Source organism: Devosia sp. Root436, from assembly GCF_001426345.1.
Taxonomy (GTDB): domain Bacteria; phylum Pseudomonadota; class Alphaproteobacteria; order Rhizobiales; family Devosiaceae; genus Devosia.
In genome coordinates, this window is sequence record NZ_LMEM01000011.1 from 175,758 (window position 1) to 195,951 (window position 20,194).

The following is a 20,194-nucleotide window of genomic DNA, read 5'->3' on the forward strand; positions in this document are numbered from 1 at the left end:
TCATCATTATGTAACGTCGATATTGCCGCGCCGCATGATGCTCAGCGTGGCGCCGGTGAGTGAGACGCCGACCCCGATCATCAGCGCCACCGCCGGCCCGATGCCCGAGGCCAGGACCATGGTGGCCAGCGCCGTGCCGATGGATTGCCCGAGCAATCTGGCGGTGCCCTGCATGCCGCTCGCCGCGGCGCTGCGCGACCGGGGCACCGAGCCGATCAGCAGGCGATTGTTCGGAGATTGAAAAAGCCCGAACCCGGCCCCGCAGAACATCATGCGCCAGACGACGTCGGCCATGTGGGGATGGGGCGGCAATATGGCCATCGCGCCCAGGCCGAAGGCCAGCAACAGCATGCCCACCAGACCCAGGCGCCCCGGCGGGAAGCGGTCGGCCAGCATGCCGGCGAGGGGGGCCATGCAGACGATGGCCAATGGCCAGGCGGCAAAGAGCATTCCCGCTTCGAGCACGGAAAAACCCAGCACCTGTTGCAGATAGAAGGGCAGCGAAACAAAGGTCAGCATCTGGGCACAGAAGACGCAAACCCCCGCCCCCACCGAAAGCGCGAAAACGGGATTGCCCAGCAGGTCGAGCGGCAGCAGGGGCGAGGTCCGCCCGCGCTGCCGGTTGACCAGCAATATGCCCGCTACGAGGCCCGCGACCAGGAAGGCCAGTACCAGTGTATGGGGCCACGAATGGCCCAGCCCGCTCAGCCCCAGCAGCACGCCGCCGAAAGCGGCGGCGCTGAAAAGGGCGCTGACGCCATCGAAGCGGTCGGCACCCCGCTCGATATTGGGCAAGGCAAAAAATCCCACCAGCAAAGCGCAAAGGCCGACAATGACGGTCAGGCCGAACACGGCCTGCCAGGAAGCGATCGAAATGATCGCGCCGGCAAGGCTCGGCCCCAGCGTGGCTGCCAGCGCCACCACGGTCGCGTTGAAGCCGAAGGCACGCCCCAGCTTGTGTGGCGGCACGATATGCCGGATCAGGGACAGGTTGACACAGGTGACGCAGGCCGCCCCGAGCCCCTGCACCGCACGCGCCGCGATCACCCAGCCGAAGGATGGCGCCAGGGCGCTGAGCAGCGCCATGCTGGCCAGCAGGGCCAGCCCGGTCAGGTAGAGCCGTTTCTGCCCCACAACGTCGCCGAGTGCTGCCAGCGGCAGCATGGCGGCGATCACGGTGAGTTGGTAGGCGTTGACCACCCAGGTCGTGGCGGCGTCCGAAAGTGCAAATTCCCGCCCGATCGTGGGCAGAGCCACGGTGATGCCGATGCCATCGAAAACCGCGGTGGAAATGCCCAGCATGACGGCGAGGAACGCATAGCGGCTGACTTTGTGCCTCGGCTGGAGCGCGTCCGCTTTCACGCCGGATCATCGGGGAGCGCCTGCCCCGCCTCCCGCAGAATCGCCTCGGCTATCGGCAGATGCAGCCGCTCCACCATGGCGCCATCGATCGACAGGACATTGGATTGTGCTGCATCGGGCGCCGCAAAGGCGGCAACCACCGCCTCGGCCCAGGCAATATCGCTGGCGCCGGGTCGGAAGGCGTCATTGGCCGGTTGCACCTGTGACGGATGGATCAGGGTCTTGCCGTCAAAGCCCATCTGCGCCGCCTGTGCGCATTCGCGGGCGAAGCCAGCTTGGTCGCGAAAGGCGTTGTAGACGCCGTCCAGCACGGTCAGGCCGCATGCCTTGCCGGCCAGAACCACCTGCATCAGCCAGGGCAGCAGGTATTGGCGATCCTGTCCGGGCGAGATCCCGGTGGTGCGGATCAGGTCGTTGGGACCGACGATGAGCGCCGCCAGCGGCAGGTGCGCGGCGGCGGCGGCAATCGAGCCGGCCTCGAGTACGGCACGCGGCGTCTCGATCATGGCCCAGAGCGGCAGGCCCGCCGTGGCAGCGGCGGCCAGGTGCTCGACACTTTCCACCTTTGGAAGAACAATGCCCGCGGCAACCCTTGCCGCCTCCATGTCGGCGGCGAAATCGGCGCTGCCCACAGGATTGATACGCAGCAGCAACTCGCCAGCGGCAAAGGCGCCGCTGCTTATGGCCTCGACGGCATTGTGCCGCGCCTGGGCCTTTTGCCCCTCGGCAACGGAATCCTCGATATCCAGGATGACCACGTCAGCCGGCAGCCCTCTCGCCTTCTCGATGGCGCGGACGTTCGCGCCGGGGACGAACAACACGCTGCGGCGCCGCCGCCTTATCAGGCCAGTTGGGGTCATTTCAGCGATGCGGGGCTAGGCACGAGTGAGGCGACGATCGAAGCATCGAGCGCTTCATAGGCATTGAGCCCGATAAGATCGTAGAGTTCCTGGCGCGTTTGCATGGCCTGCAGCATCGGCCGGGTGCTGCCGGCTTGCGCGATGGTATCGTAGAGCGCCTGCTGCGCCTTGTTGGCAACCCGCAGCGAAGAGACCGGCCAGATCACCATGCGATAGCCCATTGCCTCGAACTCGGTGGCCGTGAAAAACGGGGTGCGGCCGAATTCGGTCATGTTGGCCAGCAGCGGCACGCCGGGGAGCTGGCGGGCGAATTCCCGGAACATTTCCGCGCTGGTCAGGGCCTCCGGGAAGATCGCGTCGGCGCCGGCTTCCAGATAGAGCCGCGCGCGGGCAACTGCCCCGTCCATGCCTTCACTTGCCGCAGCGTCGGTCCGGGCGATGAGGTAGAGATGCCGCCGGGCCTGGGCCGCCGCCGCAACCTTTGCCGCCATGTCTCGGGCATCGGCAAGTTTCTTGTCGTTGAGATGGCCGCACTTTTTGGGCAGCAGTTGATCTTCGATATGGACCGCGCCGGCGCCGGCGGCTTCGAAGACACGCACCATATGCATGACGTTGAGCGCCTCGCCATAGCCGGTATCGCCGTCAACGAGCACCGGCAAGCCGCTGGCTCTTTCCAGCTGCCGGATGAAAAAGCTCACCTCGTCGACCGTGATGATGCCCAGATCGGGCAGTCCCATCTGCGCGGTCATCGCCGCGCCGGAGAGGTAGAGGGCCACAAAGCCCGCCGCTTTGGCCTGCAATGCCGCCATGCCGTTATGCGCACCGGGCAGCGGCAGGATGCCGCCGCGTTCCACCAGGGCGCGAAAGCGTGTCCCGGCCGGCTCCGCCGGCAGGTCCCGGGCGATGAGATAGGGCATGGTCAGTCTCCGCTATGAAGGAGAAGGGAGAGGCAATGGGCGGCCCGAGGAGCCGCCCATTGCTGTCAGGCCGCGGCCTGTTGCTGCGGGCGGCGGCGGCGCAGCGCCGACCAGATCGACCAGACCAGAAGAGCCGCCGAGATCACCATGATCGTGCCGCTGATCGGCCGATCGAAGAAGGTCATCGGATTGCCATTGGACAACAGCAGGGCCCGGCGGAAATTCTCTTCCAGCATCGGCCCGAGCACGAAGCCCAGGATCAACGGGGCCACCGGGAAATCGAGCATGCGCAGCACATAGCCCAGCACCGCGAAGACCAGAACGAGCCAGATATCGGTGGGACTGTAGTTCACGCTGAACACGCCGATGCAGACGAAGACCAGAACCGCCGGATAGAGCAGGTTGCTCGGGATTTTGAGGATGCGGACCCACAGGCCGATCAGCGGGATGTTGAGCACCAGCAGCATGATGTTGCCCACCCAGAAGCTCATCACCAGGCCCCAGAACAGGTCGGGCTGTTCCTTGATAAGCAGCGGTCCGGGGGTGATGCCGTTGATCATCAGCACGCCCAGCATGATCGCCATGGTGGCGCTGCCGGGAATGCCGAGGGTCATGGTGGGGATGAACGCAGCCTGGTCGGCGGCATTGTTGGCCGTTTCGGGGGCCACGACGCCTTCGATGGCGCCCTTGCCGAAACGCTCCGGCTCCTTGGCAACCCGCTTTTCCACCGCATAGGCCACGAAGGATGCAATCAGCCCGCCAGTGCCGGGCAGCGTACCGAAAAAGGCGCCGATGCCCGAGCCGCGCGCCATCGGCCCCCAGGAGCGCCGTATATCGTCGCGTGTCGGAATCATCGAACGCAGCGAAACGTCCTGCACGGTCTTGCCCGAGTCCTTGGCCGAGGCGGCAAACACGATTTCGGTGACCCCGAACAGGCCCATGGCCAGGGCAACGAGGCTGATGCCATCCATGAGATCGAGCACGCCGAAGCCGAAGCGCCAGATGCCGCTGTTGAGGTCGGTGCCGACCAGGCCGAAGGAGACGCCCAGCACCACCGAGGCCAGCCCCTTCACGGTGGAACCCTCCGACATGGTGGAGGCCACCACGAAGCCCATAAGCATGAGCGAGAAGAATTCGGCAGCGCCGAACCGCAGCGCGTTTTCGGCAATGACCGGCGAGAACAGCATCATGAGCAGGATGCCGAAGCTTCCCCCCACGAAAGAGCCGGCGGCCGACATGAACAGGGCGACGCCCGCCCGGCCATTGTTCGACATGGGATAACCGTCAAGACAAGCCACCGCGTTGGCGGGCGTGCCCGGCAGGTTGAGCAGGATGGAAGCGATGGAGCCGCCATAGGCCGTACCATAATAGATGCCGGCCAGCATCACGAGGGCCGAGGTCGCATCCATGTGGTAGGTCATGGGAAACAGCAGCGACACGGCCACCAGCGTTCCGATGCCAGGGATCATGCCCAGCAGCGTGCCCAGGAACACGCCGATGAGGCAGAAGGTGAGATTGGTCAGGGTCAGGGCTGTGCTGAGACCAAGCAGCACATTGCCAAAAAGATCGGTCATCAGAAGGGCCACGCGATAATTTCAAAGCGGAGTTTGAGGCCATAATGGAAGATGCCGACGGTCAGGACGGCAATCGCCACGGCGAGCAGCGCGGTCGCCCGAAGCCCCAGACGTTCCGCGGCAAAGCTCGATATGGCAGTCATTACCACGATGGAGGGAATGAGGCCGAAAGGCTCGATGAGCAGCGCGAACGCGCCCACGGACCCGAGCACCGCAAGCAGGGATCGCCACTCGATATGAAAATCGGTGCCCCGGCTTCCGACCGCGTTGAAAATGACGAATATGGCGAGCAGGGAAAGGACGCTGCCCACCAGAGCCGGGAACATGCCCGGCCCCATATAAGACGGTGTGCCGAGCTGGTAATTCTCCAAAGCGTACAGAACAAGTCCGACACTATAGATCAGGAGGATAACGCCTCCGGTGAATGACCTCTTGTCACCTATTCCTGAAATCCAGCTCAAATGCTCCTCCTTGAGAAATCGAGCGAAAATGATCCTTGGTGCTTTTCACAACTCTTGTTGACAGACGACGTCCGGTCGCAGTGGCCCTATTGATGCTGCCCGCGGCTGTGAATGTCGCTCTCTCAGACCTTCTCACGTTTGACGCGCCTTTTGCGCATCGACAAAAGGCTAGCACCGCCCAAAAATGCTGGAAAAGGATGATTTGACGGGCGTCGGATGACATTTAGTCATGCCTGCCAGTGCCCGTCTCTCATCGACGTTAAACTGCCGGCTGCCCGTGGCGCAGCAGGTCGCGCGCGATGGTCCAGCGGTGTATTTCGCTGGCGCCTTCGACAATCCTCTGCACCCGATAGGCGCGGTAGATATATTCGATCGGCGATTCCTTGCTCAGCCCCATGCCGCCGAGCAGCTGCACGGCGCGATCGGCCACGCGCCCGATCATCTCGCTGGCCTGCAGCTTGACCATGGATGCCTCGCGGCGCACATCCGTCTCGCCGCGATCGATGCGCCATCCCAGCCGGTAGGCCAGCAGCCGGCACATTTCCATTTCCTGGTGGCTGTCGGCGATCCACCATTGCACGGCCTGACGTTCGGCCAGTTTCTGGCCGAACGTCGACCGGTTGTTGGCATGGTCGAGCATGATATCCAGGCACCGGCGCGCGGCGCCCAGTGCCTTTGCCGCGATTTCCATGCGGCGGATGCCGAGCCGGTTCTGCAGCGGAATGAAGGCCTGTCCGACCTCACCGAGCACCTGCTCGTCATCCAGTTCGACATTGTCGAAGTGAATGCCGAAGGTCAGGTATTCCCCGGCAATGGTGGGATAGGATGAAGGGATGGTCACGCCGGGCGTGTTCTTGTCGACGAGAAACGCCGTCACGCCGCCGCGCTGGCGTTTGTCCGGATCGGTGACAGCAATGACGATCATGAAATCGGCGCTCATCACATGGCTGATGAATATCTTTTCGCCATTGAGTATCCACTTGCCGTTGCGGCGCTCGGCCCTTGTGCTCATGCCGCCGATATCGGAGCCGGCGCCGGGCTCGGTCAGCGCCAGGCACGACTTCTTCTCGCCCTTGCCATAGGGGATCAGGTAGCGCTCGATCTGCCCGCCCTTGCAGCAGGCCTTGAGAAAATGCAGGTTCGGGCTGTCCGGCGCCAGGGTCAGGGGCACGACCGAATAGCGCAATTGCTCGATCACCGTTAGCTTGGTGAGGGCGCCCAGGTCCTGGCCACCGAATTCCTCGGGGAGATCGATGCCCCACAGCCCCAGCGCCCTGGCCTTCTCCTGCAGGTCCGCCTCCACATCGGGCGGCACCAGCGGCTGCGCCGTCCCGGCAATCTCGGATTCGCGGCGCAGGATCATCGGCTCCAGCGGGAGCAACTCGTTCTGCACATAGCGCTGAACCACATCCCGGATCATCCTGTTGTCGTCCGACAGCTCGAAATCCACCTGTGCCTTCCTTTCATACCCATATCGAAGCAGCGCCGATCCGCACCGCCATTGCGTGTCATGATGGGAGAAAAGGGGCGCCACGCGTCAAACGATAAAACACTGGCTTGGGATGACTGAAGCTCACAGCGGCGCTTCAGCGGCGATGGCTCATCGCCTGAAAAGCGGAAGTCGCAGCGCCACAAGGCTCCGTTCATGCTGGAAAATCAGAAATTTGGCGCGGCGGTCAGAATAGAATGACGAGCATCTATTTCATTGAAATCAATAGATGATTCCTGCCCGCCAAGCCCGAGTCAGCCGGCAATCAGATAGACAAACCGAAAGCGTTCACGGTACGGCTCCATCATGAAAGATCATCTGCATGGCGGCCGAGCCCAAAGCGGCCATGCGGGCGATGTCATCGAAGATATGCGCCAGCTCGGCAAAGACGCTGCGGTCGCCTTCCTGCCAGCTCACATCCTCCAACTCGCCGAGCAGGTCTATCAATGCGGCGATGGAGGCCCTGTGCCGGCGTGCATCCAGCAGGCATTGCCGGTCATGGCGCTGCTGCTCCTGCGTCATGAAGCGCTGCAAGGCATCGTTGACGCGTTGCCGGCAGTCGCAATCGAGCGCGACAGTGCCGATCAGGTTGCGGATGCGCCGGGTGAGCTGCCCGGCATTTTCCGAGGTTTCAACGGTGAGCGGCGGGCCATAATAAATCATGCTGAAACCTGTTCTGCCGCGGCCGGGACCCAGTCGGCGCCGGCCGTGCCGTAGTGGAAGCCGTTGGAAAGGGGCACATCGGGATAGATGGCGCGCAGCCGCGCCTCACCTTCCGAGGCATCGATCCTGAGGTCGCGGACATGGGCAAAGGTCTCGGCCACCTGAGCCATGTCGCAATGCTGCGGCGACAGGCGGATATGGCTTACCCCCGCCTGCTGCAGGGCCGGCAGTTCGGCCAGCAGCACTTGGCAGGTATGGGACATGGTCTGCACGCCATTGAGCGTCAGGAAGGATTGGCCATCGAGCGTATCCACCGCCAGCCCATCGGGGTCGTCCTGGCAGACGAATTGGCAATTGTCCTTGCTGTTGCCCTTGGCGCGGGCATGGGCGCAACGGGCCGAAATGGCCAGCGGCAGGCGCCCGAAGGCGAAGACCTCGAAATCGGTGCCTGGTGAAGCGGCGATGATTTCGGAGACCGAAGCGAGCGGCAATTCGGGGCCCAGGCATATCCGCGTAGCGCCGCGGCTGGCCAGCATCCGGGCGGTGGCGCCGTTATAGACATTGACGAAAGGACCGACGAGGTGCGGCTTGCCGGACAGGAGCCCCAGCGCCGACAGGTCATTGGCTTCAACCGGCCATGGGCTGGCCTCGACCAGCTTCCGGGTCAGCATGGCCTCGCGCTCCAGCGTCACCATGGCCATGGAGGCCAGTGATACCTGCTTGCCCGCATCGGCGAGGCGGTTGGCGACGGCGTCGATAAAAGGCTGGGTGAAGTGGATGCGCTTGGAGCAAACCACTTCACCCAGAGTTACCGCATCAAGCCATGCGCAGTCGGCGATGCGGAAGTAGAAGTCGCGCCATGCCTCGCCGTCCCACAGATAGGGGACGGGACCGAGGGTGATCCGGAGGGTCCTCCCAGCCATCGGGATCACCGCCACTTCTTTTCGTAGGCGCCCGCCGTGGTCCGCTGCCCTTCGCTGAGGCGGCGGAGATGGGCGAGCAGAGCCGGGCGCTGTTCGGGCGTGGCGGCCAGCGCCTGGCGCAGCCGCGAAACGACTTCGGCCACATAGGCCTTGCCGCGCTGACGCCCTTCGATCTTGAGCGCGGTGACGCCGGCATCGCGCAGGGCATCCAGATGCTCCATGACATCCAGGCTCACCGGGTCCTCGAAAGCATAGCCCTCGTCATTGGCAATGTGGAACCGGCCCTTGCACAGCGTCGGATAGCCGGCCGGCTCGTCGGCGCCGAAACGGTTGATCGTATAACCACCCAGTTCGGACACCATCTCCTCCCCATCCTCGCGATAGCGCACATGGCTGGCCGGCGAGCAGACGCCCTGCATGTTGGGCGACAGGCCTGTGGCATAGGATGAGAGCGAGCAGCGCCCCTCGGCCATAACGCAGAGCCCGCCAAAGGCGAAGACTTCCAGCTCGCAGGCCACCTTGGGCGCCAGCGCGGCGATATCGCCGACCGTCAGCACGCGCGGCAGCACCAGGCGCTTGGCGCCGAAGGTCTGCACCAGGAAATTGATGGCATCGGCATTGGAGGCCGAGGCCTGCACCGAGACATGCAGGCGCTGTTGCGGATGGGACTCAGCGATATAGGCCATCAGCGCCAGGTCGGCGACGATCAGCGCATCGGCGCCCAGAAGCACGGCATTATCGGCTGCCGTGTACCAGAGCTGTTCCGCACCGGCCCGCATGAAGGTGTTGAGCGCCACATAGGTCTGGACGTTCCTTGCCTTGCCATAGGCAATTGACGCGCCCAGTTCCTCGCGGGTGAAATTGAGGCCGGGGAAATTGCGCGCATTGGTCTCGTCGCGGAAGCCGCAATAGACGGCATCGGCGCCGGCATCGACGGCTTCACGAAAGGCGGCGGGCGTGCCGGCCGGGCAGATCAGTTCCATGGCTTACACCAACCCGACCAAGGCGCGCTGCCGCACCATTTCGGCCAGGCGCGTGATCAGCGGCGCAAAGGGGCCGGCGGCCTTGCCCAGGTCGCGCGGCAGGTCGAAGCCGCTGTCGTCGAGCGCATTGCGCAAGGCCAGCATGGCCTCCATGTCGCCTGATATGGACAGGCTGCGGGCAAAGAACATGGCATCGCCATCGATCCGCCCTTCCAGCAAGGCGAGCAGGGTCAGCAGTGGCCCACCCGCCGAGGCATCGGCATGCATGCGGGCGGATTTGCGCGACACGGTGATGCTGCGCCCCGCCGGCACGATAAGGAAGGTCAGGTCGAGATCGGCGGGCGTGAAGCGGAAGCTTTTGGTCGCGTGATTGCCGAGCCGGTCGAACAGGGTCGGATGCTGGCGCAGCATCTGGTTGAACACCAGGCGCGCGCCCTGCTGGATGACAGGCAAAGGCAGGCGGCTGATCGGCTGCGAAATGGCTTTGGGCAGTATCATCCGGGCCTCCGGCAGGTTGCGACATGCTCAAGCTAGGCCGCCCCGGCCACCAATACTTTGCGCTGGCGCAAGGACCGGGCGCACGGCATCCCTATCGTCGCGCGCATGAGCAAAGCCCTCCTGCCCGAAAGCGCCTTCCCGCCTGCCATTGACCTGCGCGGCTTCCTCGATGTGCTCGAGCGGCGCGGCCGGCTGCATCGGATCAAAAGACCGGTGAGCCTCGTCCATGACGTCACTGAAATCCACCGCCGCGTGCTGCTGGCCGGCGGCCCGGCTCTGCTGATCGAGCAGCCGGTGGACGCAGAAGGGCGCGCGAGCGAGATGCCCATGCTGGTCAATCTCTTCGGCACGCAGGAACGCATCGCCTGGGGCATGAGTACTGCGCCCGATGCCATGCCCGAACTGGGCGAGGCGCTGGCCGACCTGCGCCATCCTCGCCCGCCGCGCGGCCTGAAACAGGCCTGGCAGCAGCGCTCGCTGCTGTCCGGCGCGCTCAACATGCGGCTGCGGCAGGTCGATCGCGCCCCCAGCCAGAGCCGGGTGCTGACCGGCGATGCCGTGGATCTCGGTCGCCTGCCCATCCAGTGGTGCTGGCCGGGCGAGCCGGCGCCGCTCATCACCTGGCCGCTGGTCATCACCTGCGCTCCCGACGACCCCCAGGACATCAATGTCGGCATCTACCGCATGCAGGTGCTCGGGCCCAACCGCGTCATCATGCGCTGGCTGGCCCATCGCGGCGGGGCGCGGCACCATCGCATGTGGCAGAAGCTCGGGCGCGACATGCCGGTGGCCGTGGCCATCGGCGCTGACCCGGCCACCATTCTCGCCGCGGTCATGCCTTTGCCCGAGGGCATGAGCGAACTGGGCTTTGCCGGCCTGCTGCGCCGCCGCCGCACCGAGGTTGCTACCGGCAAGACTGTGCCGCTGCCGGTGCCGGCCCATGCCGAAATCGTGCTCGAAGGCCATGTCTCGGCAACCGAGACCGCGCCTGAGGGGCCCTATGGCGATCACACCGGCTACTACAACAGCGTCGAGCCCTTTCCAGTGATGACGCTCAGCGCCATCACCATGCACGACAAGCCCATCTATCTATCGACCTATACCGGGCGACCGCCCGATGAACCGTCGCGCCTGGGCGAGGCAATGACGCCGCTCTTCGCGCCGCTGGCGCGGCGGCAATTCCCCGAAATCATCGATCTCTGGTTGCCGCCCGAGGCCTGTTCCTATCGCGCCATGGTCGTTTCCATCGACAAGCGCTATCCCGGCCAGGCGCGGCGGCTGATGCTGGGCCTGTGGTCCATGCTGCCGCAGTTCAGCTATACCAAGCTCATCATCGTGGTGGATGGCGATATAGATATCCGCAAGTGGGAAGACGTCATGTGGGCGCTGGCGACCCGGTTCGATGCGCCGCGGGACCTGGTCGTCGTGCCCGATACGCCCATCGACTACCTCGATTTCGCCTCGCCCAGCCCGGGCCTGGGCGGCAAGCTGGGGCTTGATGCCACCCACAAGCTGGGCCCGGAAACCAGCCGTGACTGGGGCCGAGTGCTCGCCATGACGCCTGACGTGACGGCACGGGTCGATGTCATCTGGCACGAGCTGGGCCTGCCATGACGCGCATAATCCTTGCCATGACCGGGGCGTCCGGCGCCGCCATCGGGTTGCGGGCTGCCCAGCTTCTGCGGGCGCTGCCCGATGTCGAAATTCACCTTGTACTATCGCAGGCGGCCGAGCGGACTCTGGCGCATGAAGTGGGGCCCGATGCCGCCACCAGGCTCCGGGCGCTGGCGCATGTGGTTCATCCGATCAACGATATCGGGGCGACGATAGCCAGCGGCTCCTTCGGTTCGGCCGGCATGCTGGTCGTGCCCTGCTCGATGCACTCGCTGGCCGCCATTGCCGCCGGCTTGGCCGACAACCTCATCATTCGCGCGGCCGATGTGCATCTCAAGGAGCGGCGCCGGCTGGTGCTGCTGGCGCGCGAAACGCCGCTGCATCTGGGTCATCTGCGCAATATGGTTGCCGTTACCGAAATGGGCGCCGTGGTCATGCCGCCGGTGCCGGCCTTCTACCATCGTCCCGCCAGCGTCGCCGATATCGTCGACCAGCTCGCCGCCCGTGCTATAGACCTGCTCGACCTGCCCTATGCCCCGCTGGCGCGGGAATGGCAGGGCTAGACGGCCAGCGAGTGCCGCGCCGCGCCTTGCGCCAGATAGGTGTCGAACTTGGCTGCAATGGCCCGCACGAAGGGCCGTCCGCGCCGGGTCACGCCGAAACACTCCGCATCGGCCATGGTCAAACCATCCTCATCCGCCGCCGCGATGGCGCGCGCCGTCTCGAACAGCGCCGCGCCCGCCGCACCAAAGCCGGATAGCTCCGGCCGCCTCAGTGCGAAGCGGCACAGCAGGGCCTCGATGGCAAAGCCATGCAGCCGGTCAGTTGGCGTGAGGGCAAAGCCGCGCGTCGTGGCGCCACCCCCGGCCAGCACCGCCTTCTGGTATTCGCCTGTGGGCGTGATGTTCTGCACATAGCCCTGCGGCAATTGCCCGATGGCCGAGGCGCCCAGTCCGATCAGCAGGTCAGCGCGGTCATCGGTATAGCCCTGAAAATTGCGCCGCAGCCTTCCGGTCCGGTCCGCCATAGCGAGGCTGTCGCTTTCCCGCGCGAAATGATCGAAGCCAACAGGATGCAAGCCACAGGAATCGAGCAGGCTGGCCGCAAGCTGGGACTGCGCAAAGCGCGCGTGAATATCAGGCAAGGCCGCGTCGGGGATCATCTGCTGGTGCTTCTTCATCCATGGCACATGGGCGTAGCCGAACAGCGCCGTGCGGTCGGGGTTGAGCGACAGCACCTGCCTCGTGGTCGCCTCGATGCTTTCAAGCGTCTGGTAGGGCAGGCCATAGAGCACGTCGACATTAACGGAATGCACGCCCCGCGCCCGCACCTGGTCGATAACATGTTGAGTCTGCTCGAAAGTCTGGATGCGGTTGATAGCCTTCTGAACGCGCGGATCGAAATCCTGCACGCCCACGCTGGCCCGCGTCAGCCCGAAATCGGCCATGGCGTCGAAGCGGTCTTCGCCCAGATCATTGGGGTCGATCTCGATGCTGATCTCGGCATCGCCAGAGACGGCGAAGCGCTCCGCCAGCCTGGCCTTGAGCGCCGCCATATCAGCCGACGACAGCATGGTGGGCGACCCGCCACCGAGATGGATGGCCGTCACCCTGCCGCGCCCGCCGAGCCGTGCCGATACCCAATCGATCTCGGCATAAAGCGCCAGCAGGTATTGCGCGATGGGTTCATAGCGGAGCGTATGCTTGGTATGGCAGCCGCAGAACCAGCAGAGCCGGTCGCAATAGGGGACGTGGAGATAAAGCGAAATGGTCGCGTCTTCCGGCACGTCACCCAGCCAGTGCGCATAGGTTTCGGGCGTGATGCCGGCGTGGAAATGCGGCGCGGTGGGATAGCTGGTATAGCGCGGCACCGGGGCCGAATAGCGCTCGATCAGATCGGGGTTCATGGTGTCGCCATGGCCAGTGGATCGGCCCCGAACAGCACGGCATGCCCGCCCAGCAACAGCCAGGCGGTGAGCGTGGAGCCGATGAGAAGGGCCATGACCAGCGCCGCGTCGAAGCGCAACCTCGTCCGGCCCGCCAGAGCTGCAGCGAAGGGCAGGACCGATGTCGTGCGTTCAACTTTTGCCCATTGTGCGCCCAGCCTTCGGCGCGCGCGCCGATCGGTAATGACCATGCCGAGCAGGGCAAAAGCCAGCAATGCGCCGAACAGCAACAGGCTTCGCAGGTCGCCATTGGGCACGAGATGGCTGCCGGCCCACAGGGCAAAGCCCCACAGCACCGGATGGCGGGTCACGGTCGTGATGGCGCCCGGCCTGAGATCCGGCTTGCGCAGGGTGATCGAGGCCGGATTGGGGCTCACCAGCCCAGCCAGCAGCAGCACCAGCGCGATGGGCGTCAGCACGAGCGGGAACCAGGCCTGCCAGGGCGCCGGGTCCCAGAGGGGCACGAAATCGAGCTGCAACGCCGCATGGAACAGCCAGGCCAGAGTCAGAAGCGAAACGAGCGAATAGACGACGAGGTAGGCCCGCCGCCCCATCGCCGCGACCAGCCGCGCCCGCAGGGCGGGAATGGCGGGCACCATGTGCAGCGCCAAAAACAGAGCCAGCGCGAGGAGGAACTGGGTCAATTGATGCTCTTTCCTTCCGCATCAGGCTGGAACAACCGAAGCAGTTCGATTTCGCCATGCACATGCCGGCGCATGCCGCCGAAAAAGGACCGCAGCAGATAGCCTACTGCGTCTGGCGACAGCGTCGAGTGGCCCGCGACGAAGCTCTGCAGCGCCTCGCTCACCTCGCCCGCCGTATCGCTGTCGGAAAGATGCTCCCGCCGCAGCCGCGCCATGGTCCGATCCAGTTCCGGGCGGCGCGATGCCACGAGAATGCGAAACAGCACATCTTCCTCCAGCTCATGGGTATCCTCGACCAGCGCTTCGAGTGCATTGGCCGTCGCCAGGCACAGGCGCGCGTCGGGATAGGGCAAGCTGTCGGCAATCGCCTCCAGCGCATCGCAAAGGTCGAGCAGGCTTCGATAATTCTGCTCCAACTGTCCTGTCCTTCCATGCGGCACCATGATCCAGCCCCCCGCCGCCTGTCATCAGGCCACAATAACAGGACAAAAGCAGCGGCGTTTGACCCCGATCAACTTCACGGTGGTTTGGCGCGCTAGAGTGTGCCATCCCGGAAGCCAGCCGAGACGTCGCCATCCATGCCCTTTCCACCCTTCGCCCCCTCCGTTTATTTCGACGAAGCCGATCTCGCCGCGCTGATCGCCGAGTTCAGCGAGCGGGTGAGGCGCAATCCGGACCTGCGCCCGGCCATGGACCGGCTGGTGGGCAATCGCTGGGAAGAGGCAGAAGCGGCGGCCTCATCCTTCCTGCAGGCCACGCTGTTTCTGGAGAGACGCCCCAACGTGGATGGCGACTGGCTGGCCAAATCCATCCGCACGCTCGATGGCGCTACGATCGACGGGCTAGCCGATATCCTGCTCGATTGCGCCTTGGTCGTCCTGCCACTGCATAGCGCCGCCGTGGTGGCGGAAGTCAGCGATGCGTTGGCGCGCCTGCTCAAAGACGTAGTCATCTATGATGGCGTGATGCGCCAGCGGCTCCTGCTCAAGGTCCAGTCGCGGCTGGCCGCCGGCGCACTGATGAGCGGTATCTAGGGCTTGCCCTTCTGCTGGTCGCGGCGCGGCTTGTCATCATCATAGAGAATCCGTTCGGCAGCGCCGTCGAGATCGTCATATTGCCCATCCCGCAGCGTCCAGAGGAACACAACGAGCCCAATGGCGCCCAGGACAATCGAAATGGGGATCAGGTAGAAAAAGTCGCTCATGGCCGCACCACCGCAGCCTGGTGCAGCGGCCAGCGATAGAAGCGATAACCACCCCAACCGAGCCGCAAGGCATTCAGCACGACGACGATGGACGACAGCGACATGGCGATGGCGGCAATGAACGGATTGACATAGCCGGCAATGGCGATGGGCAGGGCAATGGCGTTGTAGAGCGCCGAGAGTGCAAAATTCTGCCGCACCAGCCTGCCGGCATCGCGGGCCACGGCCAGTGCCAGCGGCACGGCCGAAAGATCGTCGTGCAGGAAGACGAAATCGGCGGCGCTGCGCCCCACATCGGCGGCGCCTGACGGCGCCATGGAAACATGGGCCGCCATCAAAGCAGGGGCGTCGTTGAGCCCGTCGCCCACCATGAGTGTCTTGCGACCCTCTGCCCGCAGGGTGGCGATGCGCTCGGCCTTGCCGCCCGGCAGCACGCCGCCGGCTCTGGCCCCGATATGCAGCTCGTCTGCCACCGCCGCGACAGCCGCGCTGGTGTCGCCCGAGACGATCTCGACCGATAGTCCGGCTTCGCGCAGGGCAGAGACGGCGCTGCGCGCACCCGCCCGCAGGCCGTCGGCAAAGGTGAAGCGGGCCAGTTCCACGCCATTGCGGCTCAGCACGGTGCCAGCGTAGGCCGCATCCGACAAAGCCCAGTCGGCGCGCCCGAGGCGATAGCGGTCACCGTCCAGCAGGGCCTCGACGCCGAAGCCGGGCAATTCGTTGATGTCAGCAAAGGCCGGCATGGCGCCCGGACCCGCGCCGGCTCTGGTGATTGCCTGCGAATAAGGGTGGCGCGAATGGGCGGCCAGCGCCGCCGCCTGTGCCAGCACTCCGGGCGCGATATCGCCCAGGTCCAGCAGTTGCGGCGCGCCCAGGGTCAGCGTCCCGGTCTTGTCGAAGACCACGCTGTCCACCTCGGCCAGCCGTTCCAGCGCCGAGCCGTCCTTGACCATGATGCCGGCATCGAACAGTCGCCGCGCCGCCACGACCTGCACCATGGGCACCGCGAGCCCCAGCGCGCAGGGGCAGGTGATGATGAGCACGGCAATGGCTACGGTCACGGCATTATGCAGGTCGCCGTTGAACGCCATCCAGAAAAGGAATGCCGCGAAGGCCGCCAGATGCACCACGGGCGAATAGAGTTCGGCGGCGCGGTCGGCGATGCGGCGATAGCGGTTGCGGCCGCTTTCAGCCACTTCCATCAGCCGAACCATCTGCGCCAGCGTCGAATCCTGCTCGCCCGCCGCGGCGCGGATGGTGATCGGCCCGGTGAGGTTCAGCACGCCGGCTTCGAGCCTTGTGCCCACTTCGGCAGCTACCGGCAGGCTTTCGCCGCTGATCAGGCTCCGGTCCAGGTCGGATGCGCCGGTCAGCACCACGGCATCGACCGGCACGCGTTCGCCAGCCGCCAGAAGAATGGTCATGCCGGGCACGATCTCCCGCAAAGGCAGGTATTCCGGGGCGCCATTGTCGCCGAGCACCAGCGCGCCGCGCGGCGCAAGGCGGGCGAGGCCCTTGACCGCGGTGCGAGCGCGTTCGCGCATCACATGATCCAGCGTACGCCCGATCAGCAGGAAGAAGATCAGCGACACGGTCGCGTCGTAGTAGACCTCGCGCCCCGAATGGATCGTGTCATAGAGACTGAGTGCAAAGGCCAGGGCGATACCGATGGTGATCGGCACATCCATGTTGGTGCGGCCATGACGGACGGCATTCCAGGCCGAGCGATAGAAGACGCGGCCTGAATAGAGCAGGGCAGGCAGGGTCAATCCGGCGCAGATCCAGTGCAGGATATCGCGCGCCGCGCCATCGGCGCCCGACCAGACCGAGCCGGACAGCATCATGATATTCATCGAGGCAAAGGCGGCCACGGCCAATGCCCGGATCAAGCCTGGCAGGGTGCGATCTTTCTGGCTGTCCTCGGTCTCGTAGAGATGGGGCTCATAGCCCAACCCGACCAGCGCCTCGACCATGGCCGGCGGCGTTCCGCCGTCGGGCCAGCGAATGGCGACCCGCTTGGTGGACAGGTTCACCCGCGCCGAGCTCACGCCTTCGAGGGCATTCAGCGCCTTTTCGATCGTCTGGATGCAGCCGCCGCAATGCACTGATGGTACTGACAGGTCGGTCTGGCGCATGCCCTGGCCGATATCGCGGCTGGCCAGGCGGATTTCGTCATCCGACGGGCCGCGCCGGATCGGGCCGGCGGCGGCCTCGATGAATTCCGGCGGGGGCAGGCAGCAACTCATGATCTAGTCCCGCACCGCCGCATAGGCATGCCAGGTCGCGTGGCCGAGCAGCGGGAAGATGATGATGAGCCCGATCAAGGCCGTCCCGAGGCTGAGCAGCGTCAGCAGCAGGATGATGGCGCCCCAGAGCAGGGCGGCGGGCAGGTTGTTCCATACCAGCGACATGGACATGGCCATGGCCGAGAATGCGTCGAGCTTCTTGTCGAGCAGCATGGGAATGGAAAAGGCGCTGATGGCGAAGGAGAAGGCGGCAAACAGCCCGCCAATCGCCGTGCCGGTGACCAGCATGGTCAGGCCGACAGGCGTGGTGAAGAGCATGGCGACGATATTGTCGAAGCCGGGGAAAGGCCGCCAGCCGAAGAAGAGCGCATAGAGCAGCACGGCGGCGCGCATCCAGACCAGCATCAACGTCAGCAGGATGGCGCCGACAAACAGCAGATGCGTGCCCGCGCCGCGGCCGGGAAACAGCATGCGCCAGAGCGATACCGGCTCGCCCGCTTCCAGCCGCCGGCTCTTTTCGTAGAGGCCGGTGGCCAGCAGCGGACCGACCACGAGGAACCCCGACAGGGCGGGGAACAGGATCTGCGCCCAGCCGAAATTGACCATGGCGGCGATGACCAGCAGGGAGAGCAAAGCCACGCCCAGTCCATAGAGCAGGCTGGGCATGGGCGTGGTCCACAGGTCGCGCCAGCCCAAAGCCAGCCAGCGGAAAGCGACGCTGGCGGGCAGGTGCCGGTTGTGGTCGACCGCCTTGGGCAGGGGCGCCACATGGGCGGGAATAGGGTGCAGCGTCTTGGCCATGGGCGGTTCCCTTTGTTGATCAGCAGGCCGATTTGGCGGCGCGGTAGGTGCCGTGTTCGCCTTCGCCCTTGAGATGGGTCACGCAGTCGGGCTGCGAGGAGAAGGCGACATAGACAAGGTGGGCATTGGCGGCCAGCAGGACGCCGACGATCACCAGCGCGGCGATGACCAGCACGCGGCGCGTACTGCGCCGGCGCCGGTCATCGCTGTCGTGGGTGGCCGCAGATGTGCTCATTGTTCGTTGGCCCGCAGGTCGAGAACATAGAGCGTCAGCAGCTTGATATGGGTGGGCGACAGGCGCCCTTCCCATGACGGCATGGTGCCGGCGCGGCCATAATAGACCGAGTGGCGGATGGTGGCGCGGTCGCCGCCATAGGTCCAGTACTGGTCGGTCAGGTTGGGCGCGCCGGTCTCGGTCATGCCCCTGGCATCCTCGCCGTGGCAGCCGGCGCAATTGGCCGCGAAGACTTCGGCGCCATAGGCCAGGGTATCGGCGTCCATGCCGGCGGCCAGTTCGGGCTGCGACAGGGTTTCGACATAGCTCACCACGGCGTCGATATCGGCCCGTTCCAGCATATGGTCGCGGCCAAAGGCCAGCATCTGGGCATAGCGCGTTTCCGGGCTCGTACCATTGATGCCGACGCGGATGGTCTCCGCCACGGTTTCGGGATCATCCCCCCACATGGTGGGGGCGGCGACGAGGTTGGGGAAACCCGGTGTGCCGCGGGCATTGGTGCCGTGGCAGGCGGCGCAATTGTCGCCGAACAGGGCCGCGCCGGTTTCGCGGACAATGGCCATCAGTTCCGTGTCGGCCTGGATCGTGGCAAAGTCCTCGCTGTCGATGCGACTGGTCCAGCTTTCCCGTTCGGCGGCGGCCTCGGTCACGCTCCGCGTCACGGCCACGCGCTGGTCCACGCCCAACAAGCCCCGGAAATAGCCATTGATGCCCGGCCAGCTCGGCATGAGCACCGTCCAGGTGACGGAAAAGATGGTTGCCGTGATGAGGAAGGCCCAGAGCAGGCGCGGAACCGGGGTATTGAGTTCCTTGATGCCGTTCCATTCATGGCCGGTGGTGGTCTGCCCCGAGACCTTGTCGCGTTCGATCAACCCCGCCATGGCCGGTCCTCCTCTTCGAGCACGGGGAGCTTGGCGGCTTCGTCAAAGCCCTTTTTGTTGGATGGCCAATAGGTCCAGACCAAAGCGATCACGCTGAGCGCGACGAGATAGAACAGGCCGAACGACTTGGAAAAGCCGACGACGGTGTCGTGGTCGAATGGCATTATTCGGCCTCCGGCTGGGGTTGATGGGCGGCGTCGGTCAGGTTGCCGAGCACCTGGAGATAGGCAACCAGCGCATCCATGTCGGTAAGGCGTGTCGCCTCGCCGTCGAACAGGCGGATATTGGTGGCGTCGCCATAGCGCTCGGCCACGCCGCCGGCGGCGGCACTGTCCGGGTTGGCCTGGCCATAGGCGTCGAGCGGCGCATTGGCGATCTGCTCGTCGGTATAGGGCACGCCAACAGCGCGCAGGGCCGCCAGGTGTTCGCCAAGATCGTCCGTATGGAGCTGCTCGCGCAGCAGCCAGCGATAGGCGGGCATCTTGGATTCCGGCACGACGTCGCGCGGATTGTTGAGGTGGATCGTGTGCCAGGCGTCCGAATACTTGTTGCCCAGCCGCGCCAGGTCCGGTCCGGTGCGCTTGGAGCCCCAGAGCTGGGGATGATCGTAGCTCGACTCCACCGCCAGCGAGTAGGGCCCGTAGCGCTCCACTTCGTCGCGCAGCGTGCGGATCATCTGGCTGTGGCAGGCATAGCAGCCTTCGCGGATATAGATGTTGCGCCCGGCCACTTCGAGCGGGGTGTAGACGCGCATGTCGGGCGCTTCTTCCACGGTCTCGTTGATGGTGAAGAGCGGCGCGATCTCGATCAGGCCGCCGATCGAGGCGACCAGCACGATGAAGGCGACAAGGCCGACCGCGCTGCGTTCGAGGTTATAGTGTAGGCCGAACATGG

At 65.1% G+C, this 20,194-nt stretch carries 23 protein-coding genes; 3 read left to right on the top strand and 20 right to left on the bottom strand.

All coding sequences use genetic code 11. From position 1 onward, the window contains the following. Window positions 1–6 precede the first annotated feature (6 nt). From ASD04_RS11955 to ASD04_RS12000, 10 genes are all read right to left on the bottom strand, one after another. Window positions 7–1,362, bottom strand: coding sequence for an MFS transporter (locus ASD04_RS11955; RefSeq protein ID WP_056257051.1), 1,356 nt, complete (start codon window positions 1,360–1,362; stop codon window positions 7–9). Continuing rightward, a complete protein-coding gene (locus tag ASD04_RS11960; RefSeq protein WP_056257055.1) occupies window positions 1,359–2,222 on the bottom strand; it encodes a CoA ester lyase in 864 nt (287 codons plus the stop codon). The genes ASD04_RS11955 and ASD04_RS11960 overlap by 4 nt, the downstream gene beginning before the upstream one ends. Beyond that, window positions 2,219–3,139, bottom strand: coding sequence for a methylisocitrate lyase (gene prpB / locus ASD04_RS11965; RefSeq protein ID WP_056257058.1), 921 nt, complete (start codon window positions 3,137–3,139; stop codon window positions 2,219–2,221). Before prpB ends, ASD04_RS11960 begins: the two co-directional genes overlap by 4 nt. Window positions 3,140–3,204: 65 nt before the next feature. Then, complete coding sequence (locus ASD04_RS11970) at window positions 3,205–4,713, bottom strand: tripartite tricarboxylate transporter permease (RefSeq protein ID WP_056257059.1); 1,509 nt, start codon at window positions 4,711–4,713, stop codon at window positions 3,205–3,207. Continuing rightward, a complete protein-coding gene (locus ASD04_RS11975; RefSeq protein ID WP_162245127.1) occupies window positions 4,713–5,174 on the bottom strand; it encodes a tripartite tricarboxylate transporter TctB family protein in 462 nt (153 codons plus the stop codon). Before ASD04_RS11975 ends, ASD04_RS11970 begins: the two co-directional genes overlap by 1 nt. Window positions 5,175–5,433: 259 nt before the next feature. Then, window positions 5,434–6,624 (bottom strand): acyl-CoA dehydrogenase, encoded by a 1,191-nt coding sequence (locus ASD04_RS11980; RefSeq protein WP_056257063.1) that lies wholly within the window; start codon window positions 6,622–6,624, stop codon window positions 5,434–5,436. A gap of 327 nt (window positions 6,625–6,951) precedes the next feature. Continuing rightward, window positions 6,952–7,326 carry a hypothetical protein gene (locus tag ASD04_RS11985; protein ID WP_056257066.1) on the bottom strand — a complete coding sequence of 125 codons (375 nt, stop codon included), beginning with the start codon at window positions 7,324–7,326 and terminating at the stop codon, window positions 6,952–6,954. After that, window positions 7,323–8,249: a U32 family peptidase gene (locus tag ASD04_RS11990; protein ID WP_056257586.1), complete on the bottom strand. Its 927-nt coding sequence runs from the start codon at window positions 8,247–8,249 to the stop codon at window positions 7,323–7,325. Before ASD04_RS11990 ends, ASD04_RS11985 begins: the two co-directional genes overlap by 4 nt. A gap of 5 nt (window positions 8,250–8,254) precedes the next feature. Continuing rightward, a complete protein-coding gene (locus ASD04_RS11995; protein WP_056257069.1) occupies window positions 8,255–9,232 on the bottom strand; it encodes a peptidase U32 family protein in 978 nt (325 codons plus the stop codon). Window positions 9,233–9,235: 3 nt separating this feature from the next. Further along, a complete protein-coding gene (locus ASD04_RS12000; RefSeq protein ID WP_056257071.1) occupies window positions 9,236–9,730 on the bottom strand; it encodes an SCP2 sterol-binding domain-containing protein in 495 nt (164 codons plus the stop codon). A gap of 105 nt (window positions 9,731–9,835) precedes the next feature. On the opposite strand from ASD04_RS12000, the gene ASD04_RS12005 reads away from it, so the two are divergent. Next, window positions 9,836–11,344 carry a UbiD family decarboxylase gene (locus ASD04_RS12005; RefSeq protein ID WP_056257074.1) on the top strand — a complete coding sequence of 503 codons (1,509 nt, stop codon included), beginning with the start codon at window positions 9,836–9,838 and terminating at the stop codon, window positions 11,342–11,344. Then, window positions 11,341–11,907 carry a UbiX family flavin prenyltransferase gene (locus ASD04_RS12010; RefSeq protein ID WP_056257077.1) on the top strand — a complete coding sequence of 189 codons (567 nt, stop codon included), beginning with the start codon at window positions 11,341–11,343 and terminating at the stop codon, window positions 11,905–11,907. The genes ASD04_RS12005 and ASD04_RS12010 overlap by 4 nt, the downstream gene beginning before the upstream one ends. Here ASD04_RS12010 and hemN read toward each other — a convergent pair. Genes hemN through ASD04_RS12025 form a run of 3 tightly spaced genes read right to left on the bottom strand, consistent with a single transcriptional unit; the run spans window position 11,904 to window position 14,349 of the window. Then, window positions 11,904–13,250 carry an oxygen-independent coproporphyrinogen III oxidase gene (hemN, locus tag ASD04_RS12015; protein WP_056257080.1) on the bottom strand — a complete coding sequence of 449 codons (1,347 nt, stop codon included), beginning with the start codon at window positions 13,248–13,250 and terminating at the stop codon, window positions 11,904–11,906. The two genes, ASD04_RS12010 and hemN, sit on opposite strands and share 4 nt — an antisense overlap. After that, the gene (locus ASD04_RS12020) at window positions 13,247–13,933 is read right to left on the bottom strand and encodes an NnrU family protein (protein WP_056257083.1); all 687 of its coding nucleotides are present in this window, start codon (window positions 13,931–13,933) and stop codon (window positions 13,247–13,249) included. Before ASD04_RS12020 ends, hemN begins: the two co-directional genes overlap by 4 nt. Then, window positions 13,930–14,349, bottom strand: coding sequence for a hemerythrin domain-containing protein (locus tag ASD04_RS12025; RefSeq protein WP_056257085.1), 420 nt, complete (start codon window positions 14,347–14,349; stop codon window positions 13,930–13,932). The genes ASD04_RS12020 and ASD04_RS12025 overlap by 4 nt, the downstream gene beginning before the upstream one ends. 162 nt (window positions 14,350–14,511) lie before the next feature. On the opposite strand from ASD04_RS12025, the gene ASD04_RS12030 reads away from it, so the two are divergent. Beyond that, window positions 14,512–14,967, top strand: a complete 456-nt coding sequence (locus ASD04_RS12030; protein WP_056257088.1) for a hypothetical protein — start codon at window positions 14,512–14,514, stop codon at window positions 14,965–14,967. On the opposite strand, the gene ccoS is transcribed toward ASD04_RS12030, so the two are convergent. The 7 genes from ccoS to ccoO are packed head-to-tail and all read right to left on the bottom strand — an operon-like array spanning window position 14,964 to window position 20,192. Beyond that, window positions 14,964–15,137 carry a cbb3-type cytochrome oxidase assembly protein CcoS gene (gene ccoS, locus ASD04_RS19165; protein WP_082531172.1) on the bottom strand — a complete coding sequence of 58 codons (174 nt, stop codon included), beginning with the start codon at window positions 15,135–15,137 and terminating at the stop codon, window positions 14,964–14,966. The two genes, ASD04_RS12030 and ccoS, sit on opposite strands and share 4 nt — an antisense overlap. Continuing rightward, window positions 15,134–17,383 (bottom strand): heavy metal translocating P-type ATPase, encoded by a 2,250-nt coding sequence (locus ASD04_RS12035; RefSeq protein WP_056257090.1) that lies wholly within the window; start codon window positions 17,381–17,383, stop codon window positions 15,134–15,136. The genes ccoS and ASD04_RS12035 overlap by 4 nt, the downstream gene beginning before the upstream one ends. A gap of 3 nt (window positions 17,384–17,386) precedes the next feature. Further along, on the bottom strand, window positions 17,387–18,184 hold the full coding sequence (locus tag ASD04_RS12040; protein ID WP_056257093.1) for a DUF2189 domain-containing protein: 798 nt from the start codon (window positions 18,182–18,184) through the stop codon (window positions 17,387–17,389). A gap of 19 nt (window positions 18,185–18,203) precedes the next feature. Next, a complete protein-coding gene (locus tag ASD04_RS12045; RefSeq protein ID WP_056257096.1) occupies window positions 18,204–18,419 on the bottom strand; it encodes a hypothetical protein in 216 nt (71 codons plus the stop codon). Next, a complete protein-coding gene (gene ccoP / locus ASD04_RS12050; protein ID WP_056257099.1) occupies window positions 18,416–19,300 on the bottom strand; it encodes a cytochrome-c oxidase, cbb3-type subunit III in 885 nt (294 codons plus the stop codon). The genes ASD04_RS12045 and ccoP overlap by 4 nt, the downstream gene beginning before the upstream one ends. Continuing rightward, complete coding sequence (locus ASD04_RS19170) at window positions 19,288–19,464, bottom strand: cbb3-type cytochrome c oxidase subunit 3 (protein WP_082531173.1); 177 nt, start codon at window positions 19,462–19,464, stop codon at window positions 19,288–19,290. The genes ccoP and ASD04_RS19170 overlap by 13 nt, the downstream gene beginning before the upstream one ends. Beyond that, window positions 19,464–20,192: a cytochrome-c oxidase, cbb3-type subunit II gene (ccoO, locus tag ASD04_RS12055; protein WP_056257101.1), complete on the bottom strand. Its 729-nt coding sequence runs from the start codon at window positions 20,190–20,192 to the stop codon at window positions 19,464–19,466. The genes ASD04_RS19170 and ccoO overlap by 1 nt, the downstream gene beginning before the upstream one ends. Between the last annotated feature and the right edge of the window lie 2 nt (window positions 20,193–20,194).

What these genes read in the sequence shown, in the direction of transcription:
- ASD04_RS11960 (WP_056257055.1), bottom strand. Translation starts at nt 2,222, where the DNA reads ATGACCCCAACTGGCCTGATAAGGCGGCGGCGCCGCAGCGTGTTGTTC.
- prpB (WP_056257058.1), bottom strand. Translation starts at nt 3,139, where the DNA reads ATGCCCTATCTCATCGCCCGGGACCTGCCGGCGGAGCCGGCCGGGACA.
- ASD04_RS11970 (WP_056257059.1), bottom strand. Translation starts at nt 4,713, where the DNA reads ATGACCGATCTTTTTGGCAATGTGCTGCTTGGTCTCAGCACAGCCCTG.
- ASD04_RS11985 (WP_056257066.1), bottom strand. Translation starts at nt 7,326, where the DNA reads ATGATTTATTATGGCCCGCCGCTCACCGTTGAAACCTCGGAAAATGCC.
- ASD04_RS11990 (WP_056257586.1), bottom strand. Translation starts at nt 8,249, where the DNA reads ATGGCTGGGAGGACCCTCCGGATCACCCTCGGTCCCGTCCCCTATCTG.
- ASD04_RS11995 (WP_056257069.1), bottom strand. Translation starts at nt 9,232, where the DNA reads ATGGAACTGATCTGCCCGGCCGGCACGCCCGCCGCCTTTCGTGAAGCC.
- ASD04_RS12000 (WP_056257071.1), bottom strand. Translation starts at nt 9,730, where the DNA reads ATGATACTGCCCAAAGCCATTTCGCAGCCGATCAGCCGCCTGCCTTTG.
- ASD04_RS12005 (WP_056257074.1), top strand. Translation starts at nt 9,836, where the DNA reads ATGAGCAAAGCCCTCCTGCCCGAAAGCGCCTTCCCGCCTGCCATTGAC.
- ASD04_RS12010 (WP_056257077.1), top strand. Translation starts at nt 11,341, where the DNA reads ATGACGCGCATAATCCTTGCCATGACCGGGGCGTCCGGCGCCGCCATC.
- hemN (WP_056257080.1), bottom strand. Translation starts at nt 13,250, where the DNA reads ATGAACCCCGATCTGATCGAGCGCTATTCGGCCCCGGTGCCGCGCTAT.
- ASD04_RS12030 (WP_056257088.1), top strand. Translation starts at nt 14,512, where the DNA reads ATGCCCTTTCCACCCTTCGCCCCCTCCGTTTATTTCGACGAAGCCGAT.
- ccoS (WP_082531172.1), bottom strand. Translation starts at nt 15,137, where the DNA reads ATGAGCGACTTTTTCTACCTGATCCCCATTTCGATTGTCCTGGGCGCC.
- ASD04_RS12035 (WP_056257090.1), bottom strand. Translation starts at nt 17,383, where the DNA reads ATGAGTTGCTGCCTGCCCCCGCCGGAATTCATCGAGGCCGCCGCCGGC.
- ASD04_RS12040 (WP_056257093.1), bottom strand. Translation starts at nt 18,184, where the DNA reads ATGGCCAAGACGCTGCACCCTATTCCCGCCCATGTGGCGCCCCTGCCC.
- ASD04_RS12045 (WP_056257096.1), bottom strand. Translation starts at nt 18,419, where the DNA reads ATGAGCACATCTGCGGCCACCCACGACAGCGATGACCGGCGCCGGCGC.
- ccoP (WP_056257099.1), bottom strand. Translation starts at nt 19,300, where the DNA reads ATGGCGGGGTTGATCGAACGCGACAAGGTCTCGGGGCAGACCACCACC.
- ASD04_RS19170 (WP_082531173.1), bottom strand. Translation starts at nt 19,464, where the DNA reads ATGCCATTCGACCACGACACCGTCGTCGGCTTTTCCAAGTCGTTCGGC.
- ccoO (WP_056257101.1), bottom strand. Translation starts at nt 20,192, where the DNA reads ATGTTCGGCCTACACTATAACCTCGAACGCAGCGCGGTCGGCCTTGTC.